Source organism: Mesorhizobium sp. WSM4815, assembly GCF_055811575.1.
Genome location: NZ_JBVVQS010000093.1, coordinates 64,988 through 91,932, shown reverse-complemented (window position 1 = coordinate 91,932; position 26,945 = coordinate 64,988). Strand labels below are relative to the sequence as shown.

At 60.9% G+C, this 26,945-nt stretch carries 26 protein-coding genes; 12 read left to right on the top strand and 14 right to left on the bottom strand.

The window, feature by feature from the left end; all coding sequences use genetic code 11:
- Positions 1-46 precede the first annotated feature (46 nt).
- The 5 genes from AC0L2B_RS15485 (at position 47) to AC0L2B_RS15465 (ending at position 4,860) form a co-directional block, all read left to right on the top strand.
- The gene (locus AC0L2B_RS15485; protein ID WP_473519147.1) at positions 47-1,162 is read left to right on the top strand and encodes an AI-2E family transporter; all 1,116 of its coding nucleotides are present in this window, start codon (positions 47-49) and stop codon (positions 1,160-1,162) included.
- Positions 1,163-1,448: 286 nt separating this feature from the next.
- Positions 1,449-2,225 carry a sulfite exporter TauE/SafE family protein gene (locus tag AC0L2B_RS15480; RefSeq protein WP_473519148.1) on the top strand — a complete coding sequence of 259 codons (777 nt, stop codon included), beginning with the start codon at positions 1,449-1,451 and terminating at the stop codon, positions 2,223-2,225.
- 131 nt (positions 2,226-2,356) lie between these two features.
- Positions 2,357-2,866, top strand: a complete 510-nt coding sequence (locus AC0L2B_RS15475; RefSeq protein ID WP_473519149.1) for a superoxide dismutase family protein — start codon at positions 2,357-2,359, stop codon at positions 2,864-2,866.
- Between the two features lie 182 nt (positions 2,867-3,048).
- Positions 3,049-4,032: an ATP-binding cassette domain-containing protein gene (locus AC0L2B_RS15470; protein WP_473519150.1), complete on the top strand. Its 984-nt coding sequence runs from the start codon at positions 3,049-3,051 to the stop codon at positions 4,030-4,032.
- 21 nt (positions 4,033-4,053) lie between these two features.
- Positions 4,054-4,860 (top strand): ABC transporter permease, encoded by an 807-nt coding sequence (locus AC0L2B_RS15465; protein ID WP_027153180.1) that lies wholly within the window; start codon positions 4,054-4,056, stop codon positions 4,858-4,860.
- A gap of 23 nt (positions 4,861-4,883) precedes the next feature.
- On the opposite strand, the gene AC0L2B_RS15460 is transcribed toward AC0L2B_RS15465, so the two are convergent.
- The 8 genes from AC0L2B_RS15460 to AC0L2B_RS15425 all read right to left on the bottom strand — a co-directional run bounded on the left by AC0L2B_RS15460 (position 4,884) and on the right by AC0L2B_RS15425 (position 12,786).
- Positions 4,884-5,843 (bottom strand): DMT family transporter, encoded by a 960-nt coding sequence (locus AC0L2B_RS15460; protein ID WP_473508170.1) that lies wholly within the window; start codon positions 5,841-5,843, stop codon positions 4,884-4,886.
- A gap of 323 nt (positions 5,844-6,166) precedes the next feature.
- Positions 6,167-6,514 carry a hypothetical protein gene (locus tag AC0L2B_RS15455; RefSeq protein ID WP_128247119.1) on the bottom strand — a complete coding sequence of 116 codons (348 nt, stop codon included), beginning with the start codon at positions 6,512-6,514 and terminating at the stop codon, positions 6,167-6,169.
- Positions 6,515-6,778: 264 nt separating this feature from the next.
- Positions 6,779-7,897, bottom strand: a complete 1,119-nt coding sequence (locus AC0L2B_RS15450; RefSeq protein WP_473745947.1) for an ABC transporter substrate-binding protein — start codon at positions 7,895-7,897, stop codon at positions 6,779-6,781.
- A 45-nt stretch (positions 7,898-7,942) separates the two neighbouring features.
- Complete coding sequence (locus AC0L2B_RS15445; protein WP_128168922.1) at positions 7,943-8,995, bottom strand: ABC transporter permease; 1,053 nt, start codon at positions 8,993-8,995, stop codon at positions 7,943-7,945.
- Positions 8,996-9,013: 18 nt separating this feature from the next.
- Complete coding sequence (locus tag AC0L2B_RS15440) at positions 9,014-10,555, bottom strand: sugar ABC transporter ATP-binding protein (protein ID WP_473745946.1); 1,542 nt, start codon at positions 10,553-10,555, stop codon at positions 9,014-9,016.
- Between the two features lie 37 nt (positions 10,556-10,592).
- Positions 10,593-11,483: an NAD(P)-dependent oxidoreductase gene (locus tag AC0L2B_RS15435; protein ID WP_473745945.1), complete on the bottom strand. Its 891-nt coding sequence runs from the start codon at positions 11,481-11,483 to the stop codon at positions 10,593-10,595.
- A gap of 3 nt (positions 11,484-11,486) precedes the next feature.
- Positions 11,487-12,053, bottom strand: coding sequence for a gluconokinase (locus tag AC0L2B_RS15430; protein WP_473745944.1), 567 nt, complete (start codon positions 12,051-12,053; stop codon positions 11,487-11,489).
- On the bottom strand, positions 12,022-12,786 hold the full coding sequence (locus AC0L2B_RS15425; RefSeq protein ID WP_473745943.1) for an SDR family oxidoreductase: 765 nt from the start codon (positions 12,784-12,786) through the stop codon (positions 12,022-12,024). The genes AC0L2B_RS15430 and AC0L2B_RS15425 overlap by 32 nt, the downstream gene beginning before the upstream one ends.
- 125 nt (positions 12,787-12,911) lie before the next feature.
- On the opposite strand from AC0L2B_RS15425, the gene AC0L2B_RS15420 reads away from it, so the two are divergent.
- Together AC0L2B_RS15420 and AC0L2B_RS15415 are read left to right on the top strand one after the other, a co-directional pair.
- A complete protein-coding gene (locus AC0L2B_RS15420; RefSeq protein ID WP_473746024.1) occupies positions 12,912-13,853 on the top strand; it encodes a 2-hydroxyacid dehydrogenase in 942 nt (313 codons plus the stop codon).
- 11 nt (positions 13,854-13,864) lie between these two features.
- A complete protein-coding gene (locus AC0L2B_RS15415; protein WP_473745942.1) occupies positions 13,865-14,896 on the top strand; it encodes an L-idonate 5-dehydrogenase in 1,032 nt (343 codons plus the stop codon).
- A gap of 9 nt (positions 14,897-14,905) precedes the next feature.
- Here AC0L2B_RS15415 and AC0L2B_RS15410 read toward each other — a convergent pair whose 3' ends face one another.
- Both AC0L2B_RS15410 and AC0L2B_RS15405 read right to left on the bottom strand, forming a co-directional pair.
- The gene (locus AC0L2B_RS15410) at positions 14,906-15,334 is read right to left on the bottom strand and encodes a GlcG/HbpS family heme-binding protein (protein ID WP_473745941.1); all 429 of its coding nucleotides are present in this window, start codon (positions 15,332-15,334) and stop codon (positions 14,906-14,908) included.
- 32 nt (positions 15,335-15,366) lie between these two features.
- On the bottom strand, positions 15,367-16,410 hold the full coding sequence (locus AC0L2B_RS15405; protein ID WP_473746022.1) for a LacI family DNA-binding transcriptional regulator: 1,044 nt from the start codon (positions 16,408-16,410) through the stop codon (positions 15,367-15,369).
- Positions 16,411-16,633: 223 nt separating this feature from the next.
- Here AC0L2B_RS15405 and AC0L2B_RS15400 point away from each other — a divergent pair, with 223 nt between their 5' ends.
- The 5 genes from AC0L2B_RS15400 (at position 16,634) to AC0L2B_RS15380 (ending at position 20,961) form a co-directional block, all read left to right on the top strand.
- Positions 16,634-17,560 (top strand): SMP-30/gluconolactonase/LRE family protein, encoded by a 927-nt coding sequence (locus tag AC0L2B_RS15400; protein ID WP_473745940.1) that lies wholly within the window; start codon positions 16,634-16,636, stop codon positions 17,558-17,560.
- 449 nt (positions 17,561-18,009) lie between these two features.
- Positions 18,010-18,816 (top strand): transporter substrate-binding domain-containing protein, encoded by an 807-nt coding sequence (locus AC0L2B_RS15395; protein ID WP_128247125.1) that lies wholly within the window; start codon positions 18,010-18,012, stop codon positions 18,814-18,816.
- A 72-nt stretch (positions 18,817-18,888) separates the two neighbouring features.
- On the top strand, positions 18,889-19,593 hold the full coding sequence (locus AC0L2B_RS15390; RefSeq protein ID WP_473745939.1) for an amino acid ABC transporter permease: 705 nt from the start codon (positions 18,889-18,891) through the stop codon (positions 19,591-19,593).
- Positions 19,590-20,249: an amino acid ABC transporter permease gene (locus tag AC0L2B_RS15385; RefSeq protein ID WP_473745938.1), complete on the top strand. Its 660-nt coding sequence runs from the start codon at positions 19,590-19,592 to the stop codon at positions 20,247-20,249. The genes AC0L2B_RS15390 and AC0L2B_RS15385 overlap by 4 nt, the downstream gene beginning before the upstream one ends.
- Positions 20,230-20,961 (top strand): amino acid ABC transporter ATP-binding protein, encoded by a 732-nt coding sequence (locus AC0L2B_RS15380; protein WP_077380278.1) that lies wholly within the window; start codon positions 20,230-20,232, stop codon positions 20,959-20,961. Before AC0L2B_RS15385 ends, AC0L2B_RS15380 begins: the two co-directional genes overlap by 20 nt.
- A 9-nt stretch (positions 20,962-20,970) precedes the next feature.
- Here the strand turns inward: AC0L2B_RS15380 and AC0L2B_RS15375 are convergent, their stop codons facing one another.
- The 4 genes from AC0L2B_RS15375 to AC0L2B_RS15360 are packed head-to-tail and all read right to left on the bottom strand — an operon-like array spanning position 20,971 to position 26,283.
- Positions 20,971-22,041, bottom strand: coding sequence for an adenylate/guanylate cyclase domain-containing protein (locus AC0L2B_RS15375; protein WP_473745937.1), 1,071 nt, complete (start codon positions 22,039-22,041; stop codon positions 20,971-20,973).
- A 3-nt stretch (positions 22,042-22,044) separates the two neighbouring features.
- Complete coding sequence (locus AC0L2B_RS15370) at positions 22,045-22,518, bottom strand: Rab family GTPase (protein WP_036262255.1); 474 nt, start codon at positions 22,516-22,518, stop codon at positions 22,045-22,047.
- Positions 22,519-22,547: 29 nt separating this feature from the next.
- Positions 22,548-25,613 carry an OmpA family protein gene (locus AC0L2B_RS15365; protein ID WP_473745936.1) on the bottom strand — a complete coding sequence of 1,022 codons (3,066 nt, stop codon included), beginning with the start codon at positions 25,611-25,613 and terminating at the stop codon, positions 22,548-22,550.
- Positions 25,614-25,620: 7 nt separating this feature from the next.
- Entirely contained in the window at positions 25,621-26,283 is a 663-nt protein-coding gene (locus AC0L2B_RS15360) for a coiled-coil domain-containing protein (protein WP_091594751.1), read from the bottom strand.
- Between the last annotated feature and the right edge of the window lie 662 nt (positions 26,284-26,945).

The window sequence follows — 26,945 nt, the reverse complement described above, 5'->3', positions numbered from 1 at the left end:
TGTCAGAAAATCCACTAGTCTCGCTTGGTTTGCGAGGCGGCGAGAGATGCCCGACCTGAAACAGATGCCCGATATGAAGCAAATGAGATTGCTCGGCATCGTCGCCGCGACGGCGATCGGCCTGTATGTCTGTTATCTCCTGGCGTTGCCTTTTTTGCCCGCACTGACCTGGGCGGTGGTGTTGGCAATCATCCTGTATCCGGCTCATCGACAGGTCGAGGAAAGGCTCAGGAACAAAAACCTGGCTGCACTGATGTCTGTCAGCATCGCGGCGGTGGCGGTCGGCCTGCCGCTCATCTTCGTGGCCCAGCAGCTTGTTCGCGAGACGGTAAATGGCGCCACCTATATGGAGGAGGTCATCCGGGGCTGGAACACAGATGCCTTCATGTCGGGCTATCCCAGGCTTTCGGCGGTTGCCCAGTGGATCGAGAACCAAATCGATCCGGCCGGCACGGTCGCCGCATTTGTTCAATGGCTGACGGCACAAAGCACATCGCTGTTGCGCGGCTCGATCAATCAGGCCGTGATGTTCGTGCTGACATTCTATCTGCTGTTCTATTTTCTGCGGGACCGTGAATCCGCCCTGCGCGGGATCGAGCGTCTCTCGCCCCTGCGTACCGCGGAGACGGCATACACGCTGTCCCGGCTTGCCGAGACGGTCCATGCGATCCTGATAGGCACCGTGCTTGTCGCAGCTGTGCAGGGGACGCTGGGCGGCCTGATTTTCTGGTGGCTCGGCCTGCCCACTCCGGTCTTCTGGGGCCTGGCAATGGGACTTCTTGCCATCGTGCCGGTGCTCGGCGCATTCGTGATCTGGGTGCCCGCAGCGATCTATCTCGCGCTGGAGGGGGCTTGGGCGAGCGCGGCGATCCTGACCGTCTGGGGCGGCGTGGTTGTCGCCGGCATCGACAATCTGCTCTATCCGATACTTGTCGGGAACCGGCTGCGGCTCCACACGGTGGTCGCCTTTGTCGGTGCTGTCGGTGGCATCGTCCTGTTCGGAGCATCCGGGCTCGTTCTTGGCCCTGCGGTGATTGCGGTCACCGTCAGCCTGGTTGACATCCTCAAGAAACGACTGAACGAGCAACCCGGGGCGGAACTGACGCCAAAGCGCGACACAAAGCCATCGCGGCAGTCGGGAGCCGCGCCTAGTCGTGAATAAGCGCCGCCCCGCGCCACCAGTTCGATTGTGGACCTAAAGATGTCGAACGCGGTATCGCTCGCGAAAGGTGCGCTACCCCAAAACCTCAGGTCAGGGGAGGTGGGCGCAGTGCTATTCGATCGCAGCGGGTGCGGAGAAAGGCGTCGATCGGGTGGACAGTTTCCCGTTCGTCGTCCCATTATCGATGCCAGGCGTTTGGTGAGTTGTGGAAGCATGAAGATTGCATGCGTTTTAGGCAGCAGGTTTCTCTTTCGTCGAGTACGACCGCGCTTTGTTGGAGAGCCAAATGCAGGAATTCTTTCTTTTTGTGATCGTAGGGTTTTTAGCTCAGGCTGTGGACGGCGCTCTCGGCATGGCCTACGGCGTGGTTTGCTCGACAACACTGCTGGGGTTTGGCGTGTCTCCTGCGCACGCTTCGGCTTCAGTTCACGCGGCTGAGCTGTTCACCACGGCGGCCTCGGGTTCGGCTCACCTCTATCACCGCAATATCGACTGGAAGCTTTTCTGGCGGTTGATGCCGTTTGGCGTGCTCGGCGGCGTTCTCGGCGCTTTTGTGCTCACCTCGTTTGAGGGGGCCGTCATGAAGCCATATGTGACCACATATCTTGCGCTCGTCGGAGCCTGGCTCCTGTTCCGTTCCTTCCGGCGGATCCCAAGCAATCCGGTGCCTGCAGCCGTGGTGCCTCCGCTTGGACTTGGTGGTGGGTTTCTCGATGCGGCAGGGGGTGGCGGATGGGGACCCATCGTGACGACGGGCCTTCTCGGTTTTGGCGGGACGCCCCGCTACGTTATTGGTACGGTAAATGCCACCGAGTTCCTTACCACGTTGTCGGTGTCTCTGACCTTCCTGTTTGCGTTGTTAACGGGCCATTGGGCGGAGGCAGGAGGACTGACAGAAAATCTGATCGCCGTTGCCGGCCTGGTCCTTGGCGGGGTGATCGCAGCGCCGATGGCCGGATTGATGGTGAAGTCGATCGCAGAAAAGACGCTTCTCAGGCTCGTTGGTACTCTCATCATACTGCTGGCGGGCTGGCAAACCGCGCAACTCTTCGAATTGGTGTAACTGAGACACGTCGAAAAAAGTGTCGGCGTCGTTTCCCTGGCGGCCGTGCCGGAGACAAAAACTCAATTCCCCAATGGAACGAAGAGGCCCCGTTATTGTTTGGATGCCTTGGACAACCGGAGGCCGAGTCGATGAGAAAATTGGTTGCAACAGCAGGTTTGGCGCTGGCGGTCGCGATGCCTGCAGCGGCGCAGGACGCAGCGACCGCGAAAGCCGAATTCGTTAACATGGCCGGCGAGAAGAACGGAACGGCCACGCTGACCGAGACGGCGCAGGGTGTGCTGATAGAGTTGCAGGTGACGGGACTGCCGGCGGGCGAATTGGTTGCGTTCCATGTTCATGAGACCGGAAAGTGCGATCATCAGACCGGCCATGACTCGGCCGGTGGGCACTTCAATCCGACGAATGCCGAACATGGATATCTCGCCGGAAAAGGCCCGCACGCGGGCGATATGCCAAATCAGCGGGTCGGCGCCGACGGCGTTTTGCGTGCTCAGGTTTTCAACAGCATGGTCAAGCTGGATGGTGGAGAAACGGCGATACGAGGCAAGGCATTGATGATCCACGGTGGGGAGGACGACTACAAAAGCCAGCCTGCCGGCGATGCCGGAAAACGTCAGGCCTGTGCCGTGATCGAGTGAGAAAACCCCAGGGGCGTAGCCGACATATGATCTGACCGGCGCTACAGTTCGGCGGCCGGGCAGATGGTCGGAGCCTCTGGCATGACGATAAGCCAGACGGTAAGCTCATGAGCCTGCAGAGGAACTGGCGACGCAGCCATTGCGCCGAGGTTGGCCTTCATTTGCGACTGCCGGATGATTGCATGAACGATACTTCTCCTATGGCTGTGCCCGCCACGGGCCTTGCCCAGTCAGCCATTTCCGCCCGCGGCCTGGTCAAAACCTTCGGCAAGCTGCGTGCCGTCGATGGCATCGACCTCGATGTGCCGCGCGGCATGATTTTCGCTATACTGGGTCCGAACGGCGCCGGCAAGACAACGCTGATGCGGATGCTTGCGACGCTGTCGCGCCCCGACGCCGGCTCCGCGACCGTGATGGGGCACGATCTCGTGCAGGCCCCGCACGAGGTCCGTGCGGCAATCGCGATGACCGGGCAGTTCGCTTCGCTCGACGAGGACCTGACGGGCCGGGAGAACCTCGTCCTGCTCGCCCGACTCTGGGGTTTTCGCGGTCGCGCCGCAAAAGCCCGTGCGGACGACCTGCTCGCGGCTTTCGGCTTGTCCGAAGCGGCGACGAAGCAGGTGAGGGACTATTCGGGTGGCATGCGAAGGCGGCTCGACATAGCCGCCTCGCTGATCGTCACGCCGGGCGTGCTGTTCCTCGATGAGCCGACCACGGGCCTCGATCCGAACGCCCGCAAGGATGTCTGGGGCATGATCCGCGGCCTCGCCGAGGCCGGCGTCACCATCCTGCTCACCACGCAATATCTCGAAGAGGCCGATCAACTCGCGGCCCGCATCGCCGTCATCGACCACGGCAGGAAGATTGCCGAGGGCACCAGCCGCGAATTGAAGGCGGCCACCGGCTCCGGGTTTCTCCATGTCGCGCTCGCCGATGTTGCGCGGCTGGACCAGGCGGCGTCGATCCTGGAACGCCGGCTGGAGCACCCTGTCCAACGCAGTGCCGAGGGCGCGGAACTCTCCGTCCTTGCCGGCACGGCGAAGGCCGCCAACGAGGCGCTCGCCGACCTGGTCGCTGCCGGCATCGAACTGTCGGATTTCTCGATGGGCCAACCCAGCCTTGAGGAGGTCTTCTTCGCGCTGACGGGCCAGCCGAGACTGGGGTGAAAGCCGGAAGGACGACAAGCCATGATCGACACGACATCCCTGCAGCGGCTGCAAAGGGTTGCCCGACCGAGATCCCCATCAGCCCTTTCCAACGCGCTGGTCTTCGGATGGCGCGCGGTGCTGAAATTCAAGCATGTGCCGGAGCAACTGTTCGACTTGGTGATGACTCCGATCATGTTCACGCTGCTGTTCACCTTCGTCTTCGGCGGTGCGCTCGCCGGTTCGCCTGGCGAATACCTGCAGTTCTTCCTGCCCGGCATCCTGGTTCAGACCGTGGTGTTCAACGCAGTCTATTCGGGCATGGGATTGTCGACCGACCTCGGCAAGGGCTTGTTTGACCGCTTCCGATCGCTGCCGATCTGGTCGCTCTCTCCGTTCGCCGGTCTGATGGTAGGCGACATCCTGCGCCATTTGATTGCCGCCTCGATCATTCTCATCATCGGGCTGATCCTCGGCTACCGGCCGGAGGCGGGCATCCTCGGCGTGCTTGCCGCCTTCGCCATGCTGATCGCCATCGGGTTCGGCATGGGCTGGGTATTCATCGTGCTCGGCCTGCTGATCCGCACGCCAACCACAGTGATGACGCTCGGCTTTACCTTCCTGTTCCCGCTCGTCTTCGCCTCAAACATCATGGTCGACCCCGGGACCATGCCGGACTGGCTGCGGGCCTTCGTCGAAGTCAATCCGGTGTCACTGATGACGACGGCGCTGCGCGGGTTGATGGGTGGCGGGGCGACACTCAGTCAGGTCGTCCTCGCCCTGATCGCGCCGGTGGCGCTGACCGCGATCCTGGCGCCGACGACACTATGGCTGTATCTCAGAAGGTGAGAGGCGTAGCGGGAGAGGTATCCCTACGCGACATGGGCCGTGCGCTGCCTCGGCTTGATCGCGGTGGCGAGCAGCAGGCCGGCGACGATAAAGGCGGCGCCGGCGAGGTCGTAGTCGTGCAAGCTTTCGCCTAGGAAAAGATAAGCGAGCACGGCGACAAAGACAGTCTGCAGATAGAGCAGCATGCTGGCGCGCCCGGCGCCAAGCGTCTCGACGCTGCGGTTGTAGAGGTAATACATCAGCGCGCCGCCCGGGCCAGCGACATAGGCGAGTGCCAGAAGGCCGTTCGCATGCAGCGCCGAACGCTCGCCGGAAAACAGCTCCCAGAGATAGAGGGGCAGTGCGGCCAGCGCGCCGGCCCCCAGCAGCAGGACCACCGTCGGCAGCAGTTCGATGGCGAATTTGGCGCGACGCAGCAGCACGGTGTAGAGGCCCCAGCAAAACGCGCTGCCGACGATCCACAACTCGCCGGGATTGAACTGGAGCCGCATCAGGGCGGTAAGGTCGCCGCGCGCCACGATCACCACCATCCCGACCAAAGCGAGCAGCGCGCCAAGCGCCTTCCAGATGCCGAGGGGCTCGCCGAGCACGAAGCGGGCAAGCACCATGGTCATGATCGGCGACAGCGCCATGATGATGCCGGCGGTCGTCGCGTCGGTGTAATTGAGGCCCGTGTAGATCATGCCCTGACAGAGGGTCAGCCCAATGGCGCCGATGGCCAGCACCTCGATCGCCCGGGACTGGATCAGTGCGAGCATCGCCCCGTGATGATGATGGACGATAGGCAGCAGGATCGCGCAGGCGAGCGCCAGCCGCCAGAAGCAGAGCGCCCAAGGGGGCAACTCGGGGGCGACCCACTTGGCTGCGATGTAGACGCCGGCGGACAGGAGCCAGCAGAGCGTCGCGGTGGAATAGGCGAGTGGAAGCGATGCGTCGGCTGTCGTCTTGGCTACGCCAGGATGGGCTATCGGCAGCGATTGCATGCCCGTCTCCTCCCACCGCCGATCTTAGCAAGATTGCTGCGCCTTGCCGAGCCGCAATGTCAGCTATGTCACCAATCCCTGTGCGGCCTGCTCGAGCGCAACATCTGGAGGATGGCGCGTGCGGATACCGAAGTATCTTCATCGCGCTGACGCGTGCCGATGCAGCGCCGGACAGGATCGCCGATTTAGATCTGGTCCGCGGTGGTGTGCGGCTGTCTCACCAGCTCGGCTTGCCACGTCGACAAAAGGATTCAAACCGCTGTGGAAAACCGAGCGGAAGATGGCGTCCCATGACGCCAAGCCGATCTCTGCTTACCGCCCGCTCATTCTTCAGGTGCACGTGTCGGCTCGTATTCGCTCGCGTCGAACACGTGGTGGTGAACGCGTCCGGTGAACATCTTCAGCAGCTCGCCGGTAACTTGGCGGCTTTCGGACCGGATGGGGGACTGAAGCGCCAATTCACACGCCGCCATATCCGGATAGCGGATGGCCAGCGCCATTGCGTAGGCCGGGGCGCCTTCGTCGCGGATAGTTCCGTCGAGGATGCGGATTTCCTCGGCTCCGGGAAACTGCGTCCAGAGCGGGACAAGCCGGTCTTTCACGAACTGGCGGAACTCAGCTTCCCTGCCGCTATGGATTTCGCCTTCGAAGAGCGCGTATCGGATGATCATGGTTTCTCCGGTGTTTCGGCCTGCAACATTTCCCGGTGCGGCCGCGAGGCCGCGCGACCGCCGGATCGGTTGAGGTGGGCTGCTGTGGCCGGGTGAGTCGTAGCGGGGGGGGGGGGGGGGGGGGGTGAGGAAAGGCGGGGGGGGGGGGGGGGGGGGGGGGGGGGGGGGGCCGCGCCGGGGGGGGGGGGGGGGGGGGGGGGGGGGGGGGGGGGGGGGCGAGTCGTGGGGGGCCCACCCCCCCCCCCCCCCCGCTACGGCTTGCGCCTACATCTTGCCCCACATTTTCTTGTATTCGTCGCGATAGCCATTGTCGGGGTCGAAGCTGTTCTTCGGCCCGCCGTCGAATTCGACGTTGTCCGCTGTCACGACATGGAGCGGCGAAAGGTAGCCGGACCATTTTACACCGGCGATCGCGCGGTTCAGCTCGTCGACCAGTTGCCAGCCCTGCAGGTTGAGCGGTTCGGCCACCGTTACTTTCTGGAACTGGCCGGCGCGGATGCGTTGATAGGCCGATTCCGAGCCGTCGCCGGCGGCGACATTGATCGGCGCGTCGGTACCCGTCTTGCCGGCTGACGCGAGCGAGGGGCCCATGAAGTCGAAATAGAGATCGTTGATGGCCAGCGAATGCGTCCAGCTGTCGCCGTACTTCTGCAGCAGTGAGGTGGTCAGCTGCGGCATGCGCTGCGACGTTTCGGCGATAGGCGTATCGACATATTCGAGCACGGTCCCGCCGAGCTTCTCGATTTCTTCCTTCATCCGATCGGCCTTGGCGATGGCTATTGCATAAGTGGAATCGGTGAAGATCACCACTCCGGGTTTTCCCTTGGCGTCTGCGTAGGCCCAGTTCGCGGCCGCGGCTGAAACCTGCATGGCGTCGGTAGAGACGTTGGCGAAAAGTCCTATTTTATCGTCCGGCCCAATTGTCGGCCCGGCATGCCAGGCGACCATCGGGATCCCCGCGGCCTTGGCCTGCTCGATCGCCGGTGCCTGTTCGACCGCGTCGAAGCCGTTGATGATGATGCCGCTTGGCTGCAGCGCCATCGCCTGGCCGAAGGCGGCGGTGCGGCCTCCGATCGATCCGGCGCCGTCGATTACCTTGACCTCCCAGCCGATCGCCTCGGCCGCTTCCTCGACGCCGGTCGTCACCCCAAGGATGCCGCCATTTTTCAGGTCGCCGGCAAGAACGACGATTGTCTTGCCTTCCTGGGCCCTCGGACCGGAGGTCGGGCCATCCCAGGCCGTAACTTTCTGGGCATATTTTTCGACGATCGCCATGGCGTCGGCCATCGCATCGGCCCGCGCTTGGTCGGCAAACATTGCCGGGGCCACGATGGCGGCCGACAGCATTGCCACCGATGATTTCAAGAAGTTCCTGCGCTGCATAACCTACCTCCCTGCTTTTGAGATCCTGATCGACTGTCCGGGCTATTAGCTTCCGGACGGATTTGGCTTCCGCGGCAGTTTTGCCGCGGCGCCCCGTTTGCGCTGCGCGTATCCGGCAATGCCGATCGCGACGAGAAGCGTCACGCCGTTGAATAGAGGCTCAACGAAGAAGGAGCCGCCGAATTGCTGGATTCCGGAAATTCCGACGGCAAGGATGGCGACGCCAATCATCGTGCCCCAGACATTGACCCGGCCGGGTTTGATGGTGGTTGAGCCGAGGAACGCACCGACAAGCGCCGGCAGCAGATATTCAAGGCCGACGCTCGCCTGGCCGATGCGCAGCTTGGAAGCGAGCAGAACGCCCGTCAGTGCGGTGAGAAACCCCGATGAGACGAAAGCCCCGATGACAAAGCGCCGCACAGGAATGCCGTTGAGGGCAGCCGCCTTGGGATTGGCGCCGATCGCATAGACGTAGCGGCCGATCGGCAAATATTCCAGCACGATCCACAACGTGACGGCGATCGCCAGCACATAGAAGCCGGTGATCGGCAGGCCGAACAGCATGGTGCCGTTGAGCGCATAGAACCCGTCGGGCAGGACACCGACCACCTGCCGCCCGCCGGTGTGCCAAAGGGCAAGCGCATAGAGCACGGTTCCCGTGCCAAGCGTGGCGATGAAGGAATCGATCCGGGCGACTTCCACGAGGAGCCCGTTCAGGAAGCCCGTACCGGCGCCGAGAAACAGGACGATCATCACGGCGAGGGGCCAGGGGATGCCCAGCATGGTCTGCAGGCTGATGGCGAGGATGTGCCACAATACTATTCCGTAGCCGACGGTCAGGTCGATGCGGCCCGAAGCCATCGGGATCATGGCGGCCAGCGACAGCAGTGCGATGATCGCCTTGTCGGAAACGATCGAGCGCAAATTGAGCAGTGTCGGGAACGTTTTCGGCAGCAGGATTGAGAACAGCACGATCAGCATGAGTGTGAGGATGACGAGCCCGTAGACCGGGACGAGCCTGATGAGTTTCTGCCGCGCCGGCAGGCCGGTCATTTCGCCCCGTGTCGGCTCTAGAGCGGTGGATTCGATGGATTGCATGGTCTTGCTCCGGGTCGGTCAGGCGGCTTCGGATGCCGATGCGGCGGTGATCACGGCGGATGTCGTGAGTTCATCGCCGGCGAGTTCGCGAACGATCTGCCCGCGGGAAAAGACCAGCGCCCTGTGGCAGATATGGGCGATCTCCTCGAAGTCGGTCGAAACAACGACGACGCCCAATCCGGCTTCGAGCGCCCGCCCGATCAGCCGGTAAATCTCGGCCTTCGCGCCGACATCGACGCCGGCGGTCGGGTCTTCGGCGATGAGCAGCTTGCGGCCGGTATGAAGCCAACGGCCGACGACGACCTTCTGCTGGTTGCCGCCGGACAGCGCCTCGATCGGCAGGTCCGGATCGTTGGGCCTGAGGCCGACCGTGTCGCCGATCGCCCGAGCAAGTGCCGCCTCCTTGTGGCCCGCGAGAAAGGAAAACAGGCTGCGCCTGGCCGCGCCCGGATTGATAAAAATGTTTTCGCGGATTGAGAGTGCAGCCGCGATCGACTCCTCGGTGCGATCGCGGGCGATGAGGCCGACGCCGGCCTGCATCGCCGCAATGGGACTGGAGAGATCAGGCGTCTTGCCGTCGATGGAAATCTCGCCCGCAAAAGTTGTGCAGCCGAAGAGCGTCCGCCCGATGAGTTCCTGCCCGGCGCCGCGCAGCCCGACAAGGCCGAGCATTTCACCCTGGCGGACGTCGAAGGAAACCGGCCCGGCTCCCGCGCAAACCAGGTCGCGCACCGCACAGATCGTCGCGCCCGCCTTGGTGACCGCCTTGGCAAAGATCTGGCTCGCCGGTCGCCCGACGATCATTTCCACCAGTTCGTCCGGCTTTGTGTCGGCTACCTTCTTCTGGCCGACCATCTTCCCGTCCCGCAGCACGGCTACCCTGTCTGCGATGCGGAAAATCTCGTCGAGTCGGTGCGAAACATAGATCATGCCGACGCCGCGCTGCTTCAGGGGACGAAGCGCGTCGAACAATCGGTCGACCTCATCGGCGGGAAGGCTCGCCGTCGGTTCGTCGAGCACGAGCACATCGGCTTCCGTTGCCAGCGCTCGGGCGATCGCGACGAGCGACTTTTCCGTCCGGGTGAGATCCTGGACCCGGGTCGTCGGATCGAAATCGCAGCCGACGAGGCTGAGCGCGGCCTGAGCCCTCTCTTCAGTCGCGCGCCAGTCGATGAGGCCCGAGCGGAGCGAAAACCCCTGTGCCAGCCCGACATTCTCGCCGACGGACATCCATTCGATCAGGCCGAGGTCCTGGTGGATGAAGGCGACCTGCTGGCGCTGGTTGGGACGCGGGGGCCGATGCTGATACGGCTCGCCGCGAAACAGGATGCGTCCGCCATCCGGCCGGTGGATGCCGGCGAGCGTCTTGATGAGCGTCGATTTGCCGGCGCCGTTCTCTCCCAGCAGGGCGAGAATTTCGCCATCATGCAGATCGAGCGATACGTCGGAAAGCGCGCGCGTGCCGCCGAACTCCTTGGTAATCGACTGAAACTCGACCAGCTTGTTCCCGAACACGCACGCTCCTCCCAAAGCCAATAAAGCATATGTTATCGATAACATACCGGGATAGTCAAGCGCCGCCCGCGTAAATCATGCGTCAGTCCTGGCGCATGCCATCGAGCAGGCGCATCATTTCGGCGGAATCGCGGGCTCCGAGACCGGCCGCGCAAAGCAGGCGATGAATTTCGACGACCTGCCCAGTCATCGGCAGCGGAGTCTTCGTCTTCAGCGCGAACGCCTGGAGGGAATCGAGATCCTTCAGCATGTTGTCGATCCGGCCGGTCGGCGAAAAATCGCGCGCGGCGAATTTCTTCATGAACTCCTGCATGATGTTGGAATCGGCGCGACCGCCGGCGAGCGCAGCGGGAATTAGTGCTGCATCGACGCCTCCGGCTTCGGCCAGTTTCACGGCTTCCGCGACCGCCTGGAACAGAACGGCGCAAAAGAGTTGGTTGATCAGCTTGGTCGTCTGGCCGGCGCCGCTCGGGCCCATCAGCGTGTAGTTCGCGCAAAGATGCTGCATGACGGTCCGGGCGCGCTCGAAATCGGCCTTGTCGCCGCCGGCCATAACCGTCAGGCGGCCCGCAAGCGCGCCGGGTGCGCCGCCCGAAAGCGGACAGTCCACCCACTTCATGCCGGTTTCGTCAGCAAGTTTTTTCGACAATTGCGCGGTATCGACCGGATCGATGGACGACATATCGATGAGGATCTTCCCGGGTCCGGCTGCTTCAGCGACGCCCTCGGCGCCGAAGACCGCGGCACGCACTATGTTGGCGTGGTTGAGGCTGAGGATGACGAAATCGCTTGCCTGCGTCGCGGCGGCAGCGGAGGCGGCGGATGCTGCGCCTTTACCGGCAAGAGCGGATACCTTGGCGCTGTCGAGATCGAACACCGTCACCGCCTGCCCCTCCTCGAGAAGCCGGGACGCGATCGCCGAGCCCATGATGCCGGCGCCGATGACGGCGATTATTGCTGGGGCTTGCGACATATCTCACGTTCCCTTCATTTGCTGAACCTGCACCCCGATCCCCATCTCCACCAGCAGTGCACACGCGGCGTCTGTGATCGCGTCCACCGTCGCGGCGATGTTGACCGTGACCACGCCCTGCTCGGCCGTGGGATCTTCCAGCGTCGCGAATTGGCTGTCCAGCAGCGAGGCTGGCATGAAGTGGCCGCGCCGCTCGCCGATCCGTTGCCGCAGCAATTGGTGCGATCCTTCCAGGAACACGAAGACCAGATCGCCTCCGGCCGCCTGGCGAAGGCGATCCCGATAAGCTTTCTTGAGTGCCGAGCAGGTGACGACAAGGCCATCGCCTTGCGCCGTACGCAGCGCCCGGCCGACAAGGTCCAGCCAAGGCCAGCGATCGGCGTCGTCAAGCGGAACGCCGGCCGACATCTTCTCGACGTTCTGGAAGGGATGCAGCGCGTCGCCCTCGACAAATCCGATGCCCAGGCGCGCGGCGATGCCCTCGCCAATGCTGGTTTTGCCGCAGCCGCTGACGCCCATCACCACGATGAGGGCCGGCTCAGAGGCAGGTCGTGATGCCGCCATCGACATAAAGCGTATGACCGTTGACGAATGACGAAGCCGGGCCGGCGAGGAAGACCGCCGCGCCAACCAATTCGTCGACATTGCCCCACCGCCCCGCCGGCGTGCGGTTGGCCAACCAGGCCGAGAACTCCGGATTTTCGACCAGCGCCTGATTGAGCGGGGTTTTGAAATAGCCGGGTGCGATCGCGTTGACCTGCAGGCCATGTTTGGCCCAGTCCGCGCACATGCCGCGCGTCAGATTGCGCACGGCGCCCTTGGTGGCGGTATACGGCGCGATGTTGGTCCGGGCCAATTCGCTCTGCACAGAGGCGATGTTGATGATCTTGCCTTTCTGGCGTGGGATCATGTACCGGGCCACCGCCTGACCGACATAAAAGACGCTCGAAATGTTGGTGCGCAGGAGTTCATCCCACTTGTCGGCCGGAAAATCCTCGAGCGGCGCGCGATACTGCATGCCAGCATTGTTCACGAGAATATCGATCGGCCCAAGATTGGCTTCGATGTCGGCGGCGCCCTTTGCGGCAGCCTCTGCTGAGGTGACGTCGAACACCGCGCCATCGGCTTTGAAGCCCTTCGCGGCGAGCGTTCGAGCCGCCTCCGCGACTTTGTCGGCGTTGCGGCCGTTGACTACGATCGTCGCGCCATGACGCGCCAGACCCTCGGCCAGCGCCAGGCCGATGCCTTGGCTCGACCCGGTAATCAGGGCTCGAAGCCCAGTCAAATCGAAGAGTGAACTCACTCCAACCTCCCTGCAAGGCAAAACGATTCCAGGCGATCCGATTTTCTTGCTCCGCCTTTCTACCCTATTGACATGGATGTTATCGATAACATAGTCAATAGAAAAGGTGAAAATTCGGAGGAGACCTGCCGGTGACCGACATCCTGATGATAGGCCCTTACCCCGCCTGGGACATGGAAGACCTGGAAGCAAAATACCGGATGCATAAGCTCTGGGAGGCGAAGGACACGGACGCGCTGCTCGCCGGAAAGGCCGATGCCATCCGCGCCATCGCAACCCGCGGCGAACTGGGCGCGAGCGCCGCGCTCATGGCAAGGCTGCCTAAGCTGGAGATCGTCTCCTGCTACGGAGTGGGCACCGACGCGATAGACCTCGGCCACGCCAGGGCGAACGGGATCCGGGTCACCAACACGCCGGATGTGCTTACCGAAGACGTCGCCGACATCGGCATCGGTCTTCTGCTATCGGTGGCGCGCAATATCCCTCAGGCGGATGCCTATGTGCGGAACGGAAGCTGGACCAAGGGCAATATGCAACTCGTTACCCGCGTCTGCGGCAAAAAGCTCGGCATTGTCGGCATGGGCCGGGTCGGCGCCGCGGTGGCAAAGCGCGCGGCCGCCTTCGATTGTGCCATCTCGTACTACGACATCAACAGGCGCGGCGACCTGCCTTACGCCTATGTCGGCGACCTCGTGGACTTGGCGCGCGACAGCGAATTTTTGATCGTAACACTCGCCGGAGGCGAAAGCACAAAAAACATCATCAACGCCTCCGTCCTTGAAGCGCTCGGTCCTGACGGCATTCTCGTCAACATCTCGCGCGGCAGCACGATCGACGAAACGGCGCTGCTCGCAGCCCTGGAATCGAAAACGATCAAGGGAGCGGGGCTTGACGTCTTCTGGAACGAGCCGGCGATCGACGAGCGCTTTCTGAAGCTCGGCAATGTCGTGCTGCAGCCGCACCATGCCAGCGGCACGGTCGAAACAAGAAAGGCGATGGGCAAGCTCGTGCGCGACAATCTCGCCGCCCATTTCAGCGGGCAGGCCCTGCTGACGCCGGTCGTTTAGGAGGCGCGTCCATGAAGTCGCTCGTCATTCATGCCGCAAGGGATCTGCGGATCGAAGAAACCGACCCCGGCGCGCTCGAACCCGGACAGGTCGACATCGCCATTGAGGCCGGCGGCATCTGCGGCTCCGACCTGCATTACTACAACCACGGCGGCTTCGGCGCGATCCGGCTGCGCGAACCGATGATCCTCGGCCACGAAGTCGCTGGCACGATCAGGGCGGTCGGGGAGGGGGTTTCCTGCCTCGAGACAGGCGATCGGGTTGCGGTCTCGCCGAGCCGGCCGTGCAATGCCTGCCGCTATTGCCTTAAGGGCCAACAGAACCAATGCCTCAACATGCGCTTTTACGGCAGCGCCATGCCGATGCCGCATATCCAGGGAGCATTCCGCCAACGGCTGGTCGCCGACGCCTCGCAGTGCCACCGGATAGCAGACCACGTCTCGATCAACGAGGCGGCCTTCGCCGAGCCGTTCGCGGTTACGCTGCACGCCGTCAACCGGGCGGGTTCGCTGTTGGGCAAGCGGGTTCTCGTCACGGGCTGCGGGCCGATCGGGGCGCTTTGCATCATCGCCGCCCGCGCGCACGGGGCACTGGAAATCGTCGCAACCGATGTGATGGCCGGCGTTTTGAAAACAGCCACGGAAATCGGCGCCGATCGCACGATCAACGTCGCGACCGACGCCGACAAGCTGGCGGCCTACAACGCCGACAAGGGATATTTCGACGTGATGTTTGAGGCGTCGGGCAACGAGCGCGCTGTTCGCGCCGGTCTTGAGGTTCTAAGGCCGCGCGGCGTGCTGATGCAGCTCGGGCTCGGCGGCGACCTGGCGATCCCGCAAAATCTCGTCGTCGCGAAGGAAATCGAGATGCGCGGCACGTTCCGCTTCCACGACGAGTTCGCGCTCGCCGTCGACCTGATCAACCGCCGCCGGGTGGATGTGAAACCGCTGCTTACAAGGATCTATCCGCTCAAGGAAGCCGTCGCAGCCTTCGAGATCGCCGGCGACCGCAACAAGTCGATGAAGGTCCAGATCGCCTTCTGAAGGGCTACGCTACCGGAGCGAGCCGCTCACAGCATAGCGGCGCCGATCGCTGCCAGGGCGGCGCGCGACGTCGATGTCCTGCTCGCCGCTTGCCGATCCAACGCCAATCGCGCCCGCAAGCCTGCTGCCGAAGCGGATGGGCAATCCGCTGGGAAGACAGCTCACGCCGCCCTGCGATGCGACTGCCGCCGCTGCCTCGAATGACATTGCGCCTGTCGCGGCGTTGATGGCTGCCGCCGTGCGCGCCTTTGCCCGCGCGGTATGCATGCTCAAATACCTGGCGCCGTCCATGCGCAGGCTGGCGATCGTCTCGCCGCTGGCGTCGACCACGACGAAGCATTGCGGGACACCCATTGCGCTTGCTGGCGTCATGCCTGCGCTCAGCGTCTTCATTGCGCCGTCATGGCTCAGAGTTAGGGTTTCGCGGAACATCGCCATGGTGCGGCCTCTATCGCCGGAATGGTTGAGTGTTAGGCGCTTTCCCGCTCCACCACCTTGTAGCTGGTCAAGATAATTTCCTGGGACAAGCCGTTGTCCTCGCCCTTGATCGACTGGATCAGCTTGCGTGCTGCCTGTTTGCCGATGCCGTAGCAGTCCACGTTCACCGTCGTGAGTGTCGGATGGCAGTAAGCTGCAATCTCGAAATCGCCGAAGCCGGCGATCGCGATGTCCTGCGGAACCCGGATGCCCCGGCGCTTGCACTCCATCACCGCACCAAACGCCGACAAATCCGAGACGCACAGCGCGACCTCGGTATCCGGCCAGCGCTCCAGCATGCCGACGACCGCCTGTCCGCCCTGCTCGATCGAAATTGGAGGCACGCCGAATGAAACCAGGCGGCCGGGCGGCAGGCCGAGTTCCTCGATCGCCTTGACGAATCCGGCCCGCCGCTGGCTGCCGCGCGTATCCCGTGACGTCGTACCGCCGATATAGCCGAATTTCCGATAGCCTTTTTTCGCCAATGTCCTGACGAGCAGCGCCATGGCTTCCTCATTTGAGAAGCCGACGACCTGATCGATCGGCTTCGGCGGCAATTCCCACGTTTCAACCACCGGAATGCCCGCGCTTTCCAACATGCGCCGCGTAAGATCGGTATGTGTGCCGCCGGTCAGGATAATGCCCTCCGGACGTCGGCGAAGCATCGCCTCGATCAGCCTTTCTTCCTTTTCCGCCGTGTAGTCGGTGTAGCCGAGCAGAAGCTGAAGACCCGTATTCTCCAGTTCGTCGGTGATGCCGCGGGCGGTGTCGGCAAAATTCGAATTGTTGATCGAGGGAATGATCGCGGCCACAAACCCGGTCTTGCGTGACGACAGGCTTCCGGCAGACTGGTCGAGCACATAACCAAGCTCGTTTACCGCTGCCAGGATCCGTTCACGGGTTGCATCCGAGACGCGGCCGTCCTTCTTGAGCGCTCGCGATACCGTCATCGCCGAGACGCCGGCCCGGCGGGCCACGTCAAGCATCGTCGGCACCTGGTTCTCGGGAGATTTGGCGTTCAGTTCCTTGGGCATCATGACGTTCCGCAAGCCGGTTGCGGGACGCACGCTAACGACCGAGCGTGCCATGGATTCATCGCGCGCTTGTCCTCATGCATGCCCCCTTGGAAATTAAACTACGACATGTATGTTATCGCTATCATGCCGCGCTGGCAACAGCCGTCGCGCCGCCGCCGCACGAGATCGATGCACGCCGGTCAAGTGCCCGTTGCCGCTCCAGTAACCAGGAGAACTTAACCCAGTGTTTGGAGAGATTGAGGATACAGGTTTCGAAATGCTCGATCCGCGATTTGCCGCCTGCTTCGTCGGGCACGCACGCGTCGAGCGGCTTTGGTCGGGCGGGCGCTGGCTGGAGGGCCCTGCATGGTTCGGGTCGGGCCGCTATCTCATCTGGTCCGACATTCCGAACAACCGGATGATGCGCTGGGATGAGACCGACGGCTCGGTTTCGGTGTTTCGCCAGCCTTGCAATAACAGCAACGGAAACACGGTCGACAATCATGGGCGGCTTGTCACCTGCGAGCACCTGGCGCGACGGGTGACAAGGACGGAGTTCGACGGCGCGATCACGATCGTTGCCGACCGGTTCGAAGGCAGGCGCTTCAACTCGCCAAACGACGTCGTGGTTGCGTCGGACGGCGCGATCTGGTTCACGGATCCGCCCTACGGCATCATGCACGACTATGAGGGCGATTACGGCGAGGAAGAGATCGGCGGGTGCCATGTCTACCGGGTCGATGCGGCGACGGGCGCGGTCACTCGAGTGGCCGACGACTTCGTCAAGCCCAACGGCCTTGCGTTTTCCCCCGACGAAAAACTGCTCTATGTCGCCGACACGGGCGCTACGCACCTGGAGCGCGGACCCCGTCACATCCGGAAGTTCCGCGTCGGCGACGAAGGAAGGCTGAGCGGCGGCGACGTCTTTGCCGAATGCGCCAGCGGATTTTTCGACGGCTTCCGGATCGACACGAAAGGCCGCGTCTGGACCAGCGCCGGCGATGGGGTTCACTGCTTCGATCCGGACGGAACGCTAATCGGCAAGATCCGCATTCCCGAGACCGTCGCGAACGTGACTTTCGGCGGCGCTCGCCGCAACCGGCTCTTCATCTGCGCGACGACTTCGCTTTATGCCGTCTACCTTATCGCCAACGGATCCAAACTGGGCTGACACTGCAGCAGAACGGTCAGCCATCCCGGCGTCTGCGACTGCTCGACAATGTTACAACTCGAGCATCGAGGTAGAGCCAAGATGTGGGGACTCGCTGGAGCGAACGTACTCAGACGCGCAACCAAGCCGCGAATCTCCTGTATTTCGCGCATTTGGGGCTAACAATCCATGAAACACTCGCTGGGCACTTGACACATGTTATCGATAACATCAATATAGGGCGGTGGAGGAGAAATGAGATCGGCACGCTAGCAAATGCGGGGCTAAGGCCCGCGGAGAACGCCCTGTGCAGTCGCCAAGGGCAGTGTGCAGATCCAATTTTCCAACATCGAAGCTCTAGGAGCAGACACAGCCATCTGTCCGATCGTGTCAATGCCGGTGGATGCACGGACATATTTGATAGGCGCCTCGCAGTCGGCGCCTCAGGATCTTTCACGGAGGAGAACACCATGAAACCGCTTGTCAAAATCCGCGCAATATTCGCCGCGATCAGCCTTGCCGTCCCAATGCTAGCGATGGCCAACGCGCCCGCCAGTGCCATCACTCTGGAAGAGATCACGTCACGCGGCAGCGTCCGTATCGGCGTCGTGACCGGCGCGCCTCCGATGGGCATGGTCGATGAAAGCGGCAATCCGACGGGCTACGACGTCGACGTCGCCAACCTCATTGCCGGTTATCTTGGAGTTAAGGCAGAGCTCGTTCCGCTGACGCCGCCGTCGCGAATCCCAGCCCTGCAAACCGGCAAGGTCGATTTCCTGGTGGCCACACTGGCGCCTACCGGAGAACGGGCCAAGACCGTCATGTTCACCCAGCCCTACAGTGCCTTCAACATGGTGATCGTCTCTGGCCCAGATCAGAAATTCGCCCAGCTATCAGAGCTCGAAGGCAAGCGCGTTGGCGTCAATCGGGGCTCGTCGCAGGAAGCCGCATTGCGGCGGGTCGCCGTGCCGGGGCTCGAGATCGTCGTGTTCGAGGACGATTCGACAACCGCTCAGGCGCTCTTCGCCGGCCAGGTCGATGCGACCGCGCTCCCCTCGACGGTTGCCAACGCCATCATTCAGCAGAGGCCGGACGCCGGTCTGCAGGTCGGCTTCACCTTTTTCCGGCAAGGCAACTCCATGGCCACCACGCTCCAGGATTTCGAGGTGCACCAGTGGCTCAACACCGCGATCTATCTGATGAAGAATTCCGGCGAACTTGACGCCATCGCGACGAAGTGGACGGGCACCCCGATGCCGCAACTGCCTTTGTTCTGATCTCCGAAAAGCGTTTGCCGGACGATCTGCGTCCGGCAAATTCGTTGGTGACGTTCCGATCGAGGACCAAGAATGTCTTACACATTCCAGTTCGGCGCTATCGCGCAATACACCGACGAGATTGTCGCCGGGATATGGCTGACGATCATGTTGTCCGCCGCCTCGATCGTGATGGGAAGTTCGTTCGGCATCGTTCTCGCGTCGCTGCGTTCGATGCACGGCCGGGCGGTAAGGCTCATGGTCGACGCGTATGTCGAGATCATCCGCAACACGCCATTCCTGGTTCAGCTTTTCATCATTTATTTCGGACTACCCGGCGTTGGTCTGCGGGTTAGCGCAACGACGGCGGCGCTGATCGGCATGACGATAAACCTCGCCGCCTATTCGACCGAAATTATCCGAGCCGGCATAGAAGCCGTCCACAAGTCGCAGATCGAGGCGGGTGAAGCGCTCGGGTTCACGTCCTTTCAAATCTATCGCCATGTCATCATGATGCCGGCGATCGCCAAGGTCTATCCGGCGCTGTGCAGCCAATTCGTCCTGATGATGCTTGCTTCAAGCATCTGCTCGGCGATTTCGACCAAGGAACTCGCCGCTTCCGCAGCCTTTGTCGAATCGCAAAGTTTTCGTTCGTTCGAAGTCTATATCGTCGTGACGCTGATCTATCTGGCTCTCGCCCTGGCGTTGCGCGCGATACTGGCGCTCGTCGGCTGGGGCCTGTTCGGGCGCCGTGTGGCGCGCACGACGACGACCTCCCTTGCGGAGGTGCAGGCATGACGCTCCGGACTTTCGGCTTCAGCGAATTCGGTTTCCTTGTCTCGGCGCTGCAGTGGACGATCCTTTTGACCGTCATTGCGCTTTCGGGTGGCGGTTTTATCGGCTTCATCATTGCACTCGCGCGGACCTCGACACGCAAGGCCGTGCGGGTTGCCGCCGCAACCTGCATCCAGATCATCCAGGGCATTCCCGTGCTGATGATCCTGTTTCTTTCGTATTACGGCCTCAGCCTCGCCGGCTTTCAAATGCCGCCCCTGGTCGCAGCCGGCGTTTCGATGACGATCTATGCCTCGGGCTACCTTGCGGAGATCTGGCGCGGCTCCATTCAGGCCGTGGCCAAGCAGCAATGGGAGGCGTCTGAATCCTTGGCGATGACGCGAGCCCAGCAGTACCGCTACGTCATCCTGCCCCAGGCTCTACGCATCGCGCTCCCTTCCACCGTCGGCTTTGCCGTGCAGGTGGTCAAGAACACGTCGATCACCTCGATCATCGGCTTCGTTGAACTCGCCCGCGCCGGGCAACTCATCAACAACGCGACGTTCCAGCCGTTCCGCGTTTTTCTCGCAGTCGCGGCTCTCTACTTTGTCGTCTGCTATCCATTGTCCCAGCTGTCGCGTCTGCTGGAAAGGAGGCTCCATGCCGGAAGTGCTTATTGATAATGTCCACAAGAGCTTCGGAGCTGTCGAAGTCCTCAAGGGCGTCTCGCTGTCCGTCAATCGGGGCGATGTGTTTGCGTTGATCGGCCGCTCCGGTTCCGGAAAAAGCACGCTTCTGCGCTGCATCAACGGATTGGAAAAGATCAATTCCGGCCGCATCGAAGTTGCCGGCCACGCCGTTGGCCGAGACCCGAAAGAGTTGCGCAAGCTGCGCACCGATGTCGGCATCGTCTTCCAAAGCTACAATCTCTTTCCGCATCTGACGGTGGGCGAAAACATCATGCTGGCGCCGCGGATCGTCAAATTGGTGTCGAAAGCTGAAGCCAAAACCACTGCGGAGGAAGTTCTCGGCATGGTTGGCCTGTCGGAGAAGTTCGACGCCTATCCCGACCAGCTTTCCGGCGGCCAGCAGCAGCGCGTGGCGATCGCCCGCTCGCTCGCCATGCGTCCCAAGGTGATGCTGTTCGACGAGGTGACGTCGGCGCTCGATCCGGAACTGACCGAGGAGGTGCTGAACGTGCTGGAAACGCTCGCCCGTAACGGAATGACCATGCTGCTCGTCACCCACGAGATGGGTTTTGCCCGCCGGGTGGCGACCACAACGATTTTCATGCATCACGGAAAGATCTGGGAAGAGGGGCCTTCGGTTGAACTCTTCGGCAGGCCGAAGACCCCGGAACTGCAGCAGTTTATTAAATCGGACGTGAAGTAGCCCGGCAAATCAGGCCGGGAGCCGCCACATTCGCACACGACCTGTACCACGCAATTCCGTTTCCGCGAGTGGGTCGCAAGCAAAATTTGGTCCAAGCAGTTTGCGAGTTGCATCCGAAATACGGATTTCGTCGGGCTCCGCTGACGTTTGAATACGTGCGGCGAGATTAACGGTCTCGCCCCAAAGGTCATAGGCAAACCGCCTTTTGCCTATGACGCCCGCGACGATTGGCCCTGAGTGAATTCCAATCCTGAGTCTTAGCGGTTGTCCCGCGAAGCGTTCGAGCTTAACCGCCTTCCGCAGTTCAAGTGCATAGTGCGCAAGGGCTTCTGCATGATCGGATCGCGCGGCGGGCAGGCCAGCGACCACCATCACACAATCGCCGATTGTCTTGATCTTTTCGCAGCCGTATCGTTCCGAGAGCAGATCCGCCGCCTTGAAGAAGTAATTTAACATAGCGAGCGTCGTCTCGGCTCCGACGCTCCGCGCTCTTTCTGTAAAGCCGACGATGTCGGCAAAAAGCACACTCACCTCAGCGTGGTTGTCTGCAATTTGTTCGTCCGCTTTTAACCGCTCCGCGATCGACGCCGGAAGAATGTTGAGGAGCAGGCTTTCGGCGCGCTGGTATTCACGCGACAATCCCTCTTGGCTCTCCCTCAACGCCTCGTTCGTCAATTGTAATTTTTCGTTGAGTTGACGCTCCCTCTCTTGCAGGAGTGTCATTTCATAAGCCTTCTGTTGAAGCCGCTGCCTGTTGTCGCGTTCGGCAGTGGCGTCAAGAAAGAGCAGCCATACGCAGGCATTGCCAGCAAAAAGATGAAGGTCCGCGACACGCCCGCTGGGCAGTTCGACCATGGCCATATGATATGGAAGCTCCGGGCAAGGCAGCAAACCTTCCATGAACGCAAGCTGCTCGGCAACGGGCTTGCCAATGCAAAGTGATGATAGGCCGTAATGTTCAACACTTCCGCCCTTCTCAGCGATGCAAAGCTGGGCATCAATTTTCAGATATGCGACAGAGTGCTCGTTGGAGAAGAAATCGTAAATCCAGCTTCTGACTTCTCTTGGCAATCCATGCATGGTCTATTTGGTGACCATCGAAGCAAGCTGACGAAATGCATCATCAACATGTTCACCTGAAAGCGCGCTTGTCAGATAGATTTGCCATCCAAGTTGCCTCAGTTCGTTAATCTCACTATCCGGTATTGCCCACCGATCGGCCAGATCGGATTTGTTGAACAGTAATACGAACGGCATGGCGCCGAATTCGGCCTCGGCCCGCTCGCGCAGCGTGAGCGCCACGGCAAGAGTAGCGGCGCGGGTTCCATCGACGACAAGCACGAGCCCGCTCGCACCTCGCACATAGCTGACGCGGAATGAGCCGATATCGTCTTCGCCGGCCAAATCCCACAAAATCAGATCCACGGTTTTATCCGGCAGTACAACACTCTTCTTGTCGATTTTCACTCCCACCGTGGTCAAGTAGGTTTCTGAAAAGATGCTTTGCACAAACCTGCGAACCAGACTCGTCTTTCCGACAGCGAACCCGCCCAACATGCAGATCTTTTTTTGCAATAACCTGGGCCCTAGTGGAAGTTTACCGTAACCGAAACTCTGCGATTGGCGGAGCTCCCGGTTCGGCTATTCTCAGTCTCCGCCGGCTCAAAAGTGCCCGCGCCGCGAACCAAAAGCGATTCCGGAGCGACGCCGCGCTTCTTGAGAAGCGCACGAACTGTCTCGGCGCGGGCGGCGCTGATCGACGCGTTGGCCGTCTCACGGCCCACGGCGTCCGAATGGCCGGTCAACATGAACTGTGCTGTTACGCCTGCCTTGCGGGCGTCCTTGGCCAATTCCTTCAATTGATTCGCCAATTGGTCGAGAACTGGCAGTTGCTCTGGTCCCGGTACAGCCTTGCCAGAATCGAAGAAAATGTCGACCGCTTGAATAGCCTCCCTCAAATGCGTGAGTTCCTGAGGGGTCACCTCGCGCAGCTCGGAAATTTCTAGAGAGAGTCCGTCCGCGGCCAGTTGTTGGGCGGCGACCCGCGCCCGATCTATCCAGGCGGCAGGAGCCTCACCCATGGCAACGATGCGATCCTGGATGATCGTAAGCCGAACCGATTTCGGCGGAGCAAGCGACGCCTCCAGCCGCTTCAGCACGAACTTCGGATCAAGGCTCTGATAGAATTGCCACTGCGAATGGACGCGAGCAGGATCAACCCCTGTTCCGGACAGCAGAGCCTGCGGGTCGGCGGCCTGCGGGTCTCTCAGGCCGGAGATATAGAAATGCCCGCCACTCGCCCTTTGTTGGGCGACGATGATTCCCGGTTGGGCCTCAAGTCGCGACACATAAGTCTGCCAGTGCTCCGCCGCGCGTGCTTCGGGGCTCACATCACGAACCTCGGAGATGTCGAATACCGGTCCGCCTGCCTCAAGCTGTCGGGCCGCTGCGCGTGCCCGATCCATCCAGGTGTCGGGAGCCTCACCCTCGGCAACGATGCGATCCTCGACGATCGAAAGCCGAACCGATTTCGGCGGGGTCAGCGACGCCATTAGCCGCTTCAACACGAACTCCGGATCAAGGCTCTGATAGAATTGCCACTGCGAATGAACGCGGGCAGGATCAATCTGCATTCCGGACAGCAAAGCCTGCGGGTCGGCGGCAAGCGGGTCTCTCAGGCCGGCAATATAGAATTGGCCATCGCGCAGCTTTTGTTCGGCAACGATGATGCCCGGCTGGGTACTCAGCCGCGACACATAGGCCTGCCAGCGCTCCGCCTCGCGTGCTTCGGGGCTCACATCACGAACCTTGGAGATGTCGAATACCGGTCCGCCTGCCTCAAGCTGTCGGGCTGCTGCGCGTGCCCGATCTATCCAGGCGTCTGGAGCCTCACCCTCGGCAACGATGCGATCCTCGACGATCGAAAGCCGAACCGATTTTGGCGGAGCCAGCGAAGCCGTTAGCCGCTTCAGCACGAACTGCGGCTCAAGGCTCTGATAGAATTGCCACTGCGAATGAACGCGGGCGGGATCGACCTGCGTTCCGGACAGCAGAGCCTGCGGGTCGGCGGCAAGCGGGTCTCTCAGGCCGGAAATATAGAACTGTCCGCCCCCCGCGGTTTGTTGGGCGACGATGATTCCCGGTTGGGCCTCAAGTCGCGACACATAAATCTGCCAGTGCTCCGCCGCGCGTGCTTCGGGGCTCACATCACGAACCTTGGAGATGTCGAATACCGGTCCGCCTGCCGAAAGCTGTCGGGCCGCTGCGCGTGCCCGATCTATCCAGGTGTCGGGAGCCTCACCCTCGGCAACGATGCGATCCTCGACGATCGAAAGCCGAACCGATTTCGGCGGGGTCAGCGACGCCGTTAGCCGCTTCAGCACGAACTCCGGATCAAGGCTCTGATAGAATTGCCACTGCGAATGAACGCGGGCGGGATCGACCTGCGTTCCGGACAGCAAAGCCTGCGGGTCGGCGGCAAGCGGGTCTCTCAGGCCGGCAATATAGAATTGGCCATCGCGCATCTTTTGTTCGGCAACGATGATGCCCGGCTGGGTACTCAGCCGCGACACATAGGCCTGCCAGCGTTGCCCGGATTGCCAGGAAAGAAAGAACCAACCGCCTGCTGGAATCAAAACCAGCAGGACTGCAGCCACCACCAGCCACGGAAATCCCTGGTTTGAGTCCTCCTGCTTCAGTTCAACGCAGGATTGCAACTGCGTCTCTATGCCGGCCAACTGCGAACTGTCGCCGTCAAACTGCTCTAAAGCCTGGGAGTATTCATCATGGATGCGAAACAACACATCGCGAACGATTTCATGTAATTCCTCTGGCGGATTTCCCCGGATCACCGCGACCAAGGTCGCAAACGGTCCAACTTCCGACCAGAGACGAAGCTCTCCGAAACGGATAGTGTCCAGGCCGCTTTGTTCTTTCTCGTTAAATGAGTCTTTCACAAAATCTTGAATAGCACTAAGCATCGAAGAAATGAGTTGAGGATCTTCGCTCGTTGCATTATCGGCTGTTACATGCGCTATCAAAATCCCGGAATTGCGGTTGATGAGAAATACATGCTCTACACGATAGACAAGAGAATGCTTAAGAACAACTTCTGAGAAGCTTGCACCCGTTCTCCAAGCTTCAAATCTCCACTTGAGCCCATGCCAGGTAAATATATGTCTTAGAGTTTCATTCAGCGACTGAAAGGTCTGATCGATCTTTTCCCCGATCGACTTGCGAATTGCCGGCAGAAACACCGGGTATAATATATCCGTAAGCGTACGCGGGCTCTTCTGGATGGACCGTTGCACGGCCCTCTCGACAGCTGGCGTAAGGGCCTCGCCGAGTTGTACATGAGGCGCACGTGCGGCTGCGCTGGGGAGAACACCCCCCACTGCAGACGCAAGCTGCTCAGGTTCGTCGAGCAGGTGCGCAACTCGTGAAAGCTCCGAAATTTCGCGGCCGACCAGCAACTGGCGCAGCGTTTCCATGCGAGGATCGGCGGTTGGAACTCCGTCGAGACGCGCACGATAGTCCGGATCGACGTTCCGGGCAATTTCGACCAAAAGATTAGCCAGAGCCTCGCGATCAATCTCTGGATCGTTCGAAGCTGCTCTTTGAGGAAGGCTGATTGGGTCGACGGTCGACGTCAAGTTCCGATCAACTCACTTTCCAGCTGCGTTCCGAGTTGTGCTTGCTGCCGACGGGATCCTGATTTAGACATTTTGCAACCTCGACAAACAGGCCGGCCAAAAGATTTCGGTCGGTCTTGACGTTGCTGAGATCGGAAAACATTTTCTCAATCAGCATCTGAATGCTTTCATTCTTTTGCTTGATTTCCTCACGCAGCAATTGATCGCTTCGATTTATCCGGTCCGCCACTTCGCGCTCAAGCTCGCTCAATTGATCCGACAACGCGCGCACCTGCTTTTCAAGCGCCTGATTTTGCTCGCGAAGATTCCGGTCAATCTCCTTGTCGGCCTCGGCTCGTGCATCTTTTTCGTTCCGCAATTGCGCCGCGAGCGATTCGACCTGCTTTTTTGCATTTGACTCGTACATTTCAAGATTGCGCTTGGCCTCGGATTCGACATCCTTGAAGCGCTGCAAGAACCGTTCTTCAAGCTTGGAAAAACGGCGGTCGTAGTCCTGCATCTGGTTGCCGAACAGCAGATCACGTATCTTGTCGACACCTACAGCGTCGCCGGAGACGCCGGCCTCGCGGGCCTGGACCCCCATGAAGGCCAGCCCGTTTCCATCTGCATTACCTATCAGATTTTCGTCCGCTTTACTTGCTGAAGCGGTACTCGAAGATTCCTTAGCCATCCTTATGCCCCTTCATTTGAACACCTGCCACAGTGCAAAACTCAAAAACGCCCAAACATGTCAGCAAAATAGCCGACTCGCAAGCCGGAATCTTCTTGCCTTAAGCCAATTCGTGGGTCCCTTTTACATCTCTTGACTAGCGGCAAATGAACGGGTTCCGAGTTACGTCGCTCGCACATCTCTTCGTTATAGCAGGCATAACCGGCTAATCTAATCGACCATTTGACGCAATCTACTATAGAAGTTAGTAATACAATGTCAGTCTATAGCTACTGGGAACTCAATTGAGTAGCGCATATTCATTAGAAGTATCTAAAATAGCAGGTCTGGCGGTGCGCATACTGTCTCGCACCCGGCTGTATACTGCGACGATCAGCTTCCGATGCGGGCCCAACAGTAGAAGGAAGGTCTTCTTTCGCACGGAGAATGGCTGTTCGAGAATGCACCTCGGAATCGAGGCGTTTCGGTCGATAGCAGGGGAGCAATAGTCCCAATCACTGCAGTCATTCACACCAACGCTTCAGTGGGCTTGCATCTATTGCGCCCCGATTGCAAAAGACGTCAGGTTGCCATAGCTATTGCACGATGCCAGGGACCGCAGCTTGTGGCCATGGCGCCGACTCCGAGGATCGACGACATGAGTATGCGGCATGCTTGGCCTT

Excerpts from the sequence above, each read along its gene's own strand:
- AC0L2B_RS15405 (WP_473746022.1), bottom strand. The coding sequence starts at position 16,410 with ATGATGCCCAAGGAACTGAACGCCAAATCTCCCGAGAACCAGGTGCCG.
- AC0L2B_RS15455 (WP_128247119.1), bottom strand. The coding sequence starts at position 6,514 with ATGATCATCCGATACGCGCTCTTCGAAGGCGAAATCCATAGCGGCAGG.
- AC0L2B_RS15440 (WP_473745946.1), bottom strand. The coding sequence starts at position 10,555 with ATGTTATCGATAACATATGCTTTATTGGCTTTGGGAGGAGCGTGCGTG.
- AC0L2B_RS15430 (WP_473745944.1), bottom strand. The coding sequence starts at position 12,053 with ATGTCGATGGCGGCATCACGACCTGCCTCTGAGCCGGCCCTCATCGTG.
- AC0L2B_RS15395 (WP_128247125.1), top strand. The coding sequence starts at position 18,010 with ATGAAACCGCTTGTCAAAATCCGCGCAATATTCGCCGCGATCAGCCTT.
- AC0L2B_RS15415 (WP_473745942.1), top strand. The coding sequence starts at position 13,865 with ATGAAGTCGCTCGTCATTCATGCCGCAAGGGATCTGCGGATCGAAGAA.
- AC0L2B_RS15435 (WP_473745945.1), bottom strand. The coding sequence starts at position 11,483 with ATGTCGCAAGCCCCAGCAATAATCGCCGTCATCGGCGCCGGCATCATG.
- AC0L2B_RS15360 (WP_091594751.1), bottom strand. The coding sequence starts at position 26,283 with ATGGCTAAGGAATCTTCGAGTACCGCTTCAGCAAGTAAAGCGGACGAA.
- AC0L2B_RS15480 (WP_473519148.1), top strand. The coding sequence starts at position 1,449 with ATGCAGGAATTCTTTCTTTTTGTGATCGTAGGGTTTTTAGCTCAGGCT.
- AC0L2B_RS15485 (WP_473519147.1), top strand. The coding sequence starts at position 47 with ATGCCCGACCTGAAACAGATGCCCGATATGAAGCAAATGAGATTGCTC.
- AC0L2B_RS15370 (WP_036262255.1), bottom strand. The coding sequence starts at position 22,518 with ATGTTGGGCGGGTTCGCTGTCGGAAAGACGAGTCTGGTTCGCAGGTTT.
- AC0L2B_RS15390 (WP_473745939.1), top strand. The coding sequence starts at position 18,889 with ATGTCTTACACATTCCAGTTCGGCGCTATCGCGCAATACACCGACGAG.
- AC0L2B_RS15460 (WP_473508170.1), bottom strand. The coding sequence starts at position 5,843 with ATGCAATCGCTGCCGATAGCCCATCCTGGCGTAGCCAAGACGACAGCC.
- AC0L2B_RS15450 (WP_473745947.1), bottom strand. The coding sequence starts at position 7,897 with ATGCAGCGCAGGAACTTCTTGAAATCATCGGTGGCAATGCTGTCGGCC.
- AC0L2B_RS15465 (WP_027153180.1), top strand. The coding sequence starts at position 4,054 with ATGATCGACACGACATCCCTGCAGCGGCTGCAAAGGGTTGCCCGACCG.
- AC0L2B_RS15385 (WP_473745938.1), top strand. The coding sequence starts at position 19,590 with ATGACGCTCCGGACTTTCGGCTTCAGCGAATTCGGTTTCCTTGTCTCG.
- AC0L2B_RS15470 (WP_473519150.1), top strand. The coding sequence starts at position 3,049 with ATGAACGATACTTCTCCTATGGCTGTGCCCGCCACGGGCCTTGCCCAG.
- AC0L2B_RS15380 (WP_077380278.1), top strand. The coding sequence starts at position 20,230 with ATGCCGGAAGTGCTTATTGATAATGTCCACAAGAGCTTCGGAGCTGTC.
- AC0L2B_RS15410 (WP_473745941.1), bottom strand. The coding sequence starts at position 15,334 with ATGGCGATGTTCCGCGAAACCCTAACTCTGAGCCATGACGGCGCAATG.
- AC0L2B_RS15475 (WP_473519149.1), top strand. The coding sequence starts at position 2,357 with ATGAGAAAATTGGTTGCAACAGCAGGTTTGGCGCTGGCGGTCGCGATG.
- AC0L2B_RS15375 (WP_473745937.1), bottom strand. The coding sequence starts at position 22,041 with ATGCATGGATTGCCAAGAGAAGTCAGAAGCTGGATTTACGATTTCTTC.
- AC0L2B_RS15445 (WP_128168922.1), bottom strand. The coding sequence starts at position 8,995 with ATGCAATCCATCGAATCCACCGCTCTAGAGCCGACACGGGGCGAAATG.